Annotated in this window: 1 protein-coding gene and 1 pseudogene; both read right to left on the reverse strand. The window is 35.1% G+C overall.

Annotation, left to right across the window (positions count from 1 at the left end; translation table 11 throughout):
- Positions 1-116: 116 nt before the first annotated feature.
- Complete coding sequence (locus tag BKL51_RS12125) at positions 117-1,508, reverse strand: glycoside hydrolase family 19 protein (protein WP_233127109.1); 1,392 nt, start codon at positions 1,506-1,508, stop codon at positions 117-119.
- Positions 1,509-1,519: 11 nt separating this feature from the next.
- A pseudogene (locus tag BKL51_RS11880) lies at positions 1,520-1,839 on the reverse strand (hypothetical protein); the annotation flags it as partial.

A 1,839-nucleotide genomic window follows, 5' to 3' on the forward strand; every position in this document is an offset into this window, starting at 1 on the left:
CACCACTATCACTAACTAACAGTTCTACATCATTATTATTTATTCTATAATTATACTTAACATTTGGTAATGCTGAAAAACAAATTCCAAATGTAATAGCAAAAAATAATATAAGATTATTTTTTATTTTCACATGAATCATATTTCATAACCTCCTTTAATAAAGCTCTATACTTAATCCTATCATCAAACCCATTTGAACCACCATTAACAAGCCAACTAATAGTATTTCCCCAATCATTATCAGCTAATACATTAAGATCTAAAACACCAAAAGTTTCCTTCGAATTCCCATAAGAAACTATAGATTTATTACAATTTGCTCCTTCAATCTTTATACGTTCATGAATACTTTTAGGTGCAGTATTAGGATATTTCCATAATCCCGGTTTATTATTCGAAAGCATAACTCCTTTCTTCCAGAACCACCCTCCGGATTCAAATGCATATGTTATATTTGTTGCAACAATAGACGGATTTTTAACAATATTTGGATCATTCATATCAACACTAAAATTTTCATAATTTCTCTTATGTGTTAAATGGATAAATCCTCTCCCTCTATAAGGATCATACTGAGTAGTATAAGGGCTTGTATATTCCTGCATTGACTGAAATAGATGTGTCTCGTGATAAGCTTGAGCTAGAAAATGAATTTTTCTTAAACAAGTATTAATTTCATACTTATTCATCACTCTATTTAGCTCTTTAACAGTCGTTTCATAAGATTTATCACTAGGAGATGCACCACCTCGAAGAGCTGGAATCCATAAATTTGGTACAGCTTTAGATTTACGCAGTTTTTGCATAATTAATTTAAATTCCTCAACCGTAAAATCCCTATGACAAAAACACTCATATTTTTTAGGAGAAATAGCGACATCCACCGGCTTCCCATTATTCTCACTACGCATCTGTAAAACGTTATTTCCCTCTTTTTTATTTATATCTGTCTTCTTATTTCTATCTGCCGATTTAGCATAACCTTTTCTACTCCCTCTTGGAAAATAGAGTTTTTTCCCGACCAACGTACCTAAAGGAGTTGATTCATCCAACCCGTTCTCCCAAATCAGCACATATTGGTTTATCCCCGTCTCTTTCTCTATCCGTTCCCAAGTATCTCCCGGCTTCACTAGATGATAAGGGCGTTTGTAAGTGGTCGGTTCGTTATTTTCATTTGGAATACTGCGAGGTGTCATTTCATAAATATTATACGCTCTTAATCTCACTATCTTCTTACCTGTTAGCCAAGTAAATTCAGGAACTTCCGAGTGTGCCGTTTTAGGATATTGTTCATTCCAAAAAATAACTTTTATCCGTAATACTTTTCCAGGTTGCTCCACTAAACTCGGGTGAAAAACTAATCTTCCCTTTTCATCGGCTTGTAAGGGCGTTTCGCTTACGGGATGTCCGTTTATTGACATCTCAATATTACAATAAGGTAGCGGTTCGTTTTTTGAATCGAGAAATTCAATTGCATAACCTTGTGGCTGATTTTTACTATTCATGTTGTTTCCCATTAATTCCAATCCAAAACTTGCACATAACCAACAAGTACTTTTAGTGTTTCTTCCGTGTCACGATAAATTCGCGGGGTTCTCGCTATATCATCTAACACACCGTCTCCTATTGTTTCCCCGTGATTATTCAATATCGTATAAGGCACTTTCTTTTCATTACAACGTCCATAAAGGTCATAGACATCCAAACGTGTTGAATAGTAAGTATCTGGTGTTATCGTATTATTAATTGTGGTTTCAAACGAACTCACCGCATCGGCTTCCCCGCTTTCCTCAATCAACTCCCCCTCAATATACACGTTCCCCACCAACTCGATTC

The organism is Rodentibacter sp. Ppn85 (genome assembly GCF_001999335.1).
GTDB lineage: Bacteria > Pseudomonadota > Gammaproteobacteria > Enterobacterales > Pasteurellaceae > Rodentibacter.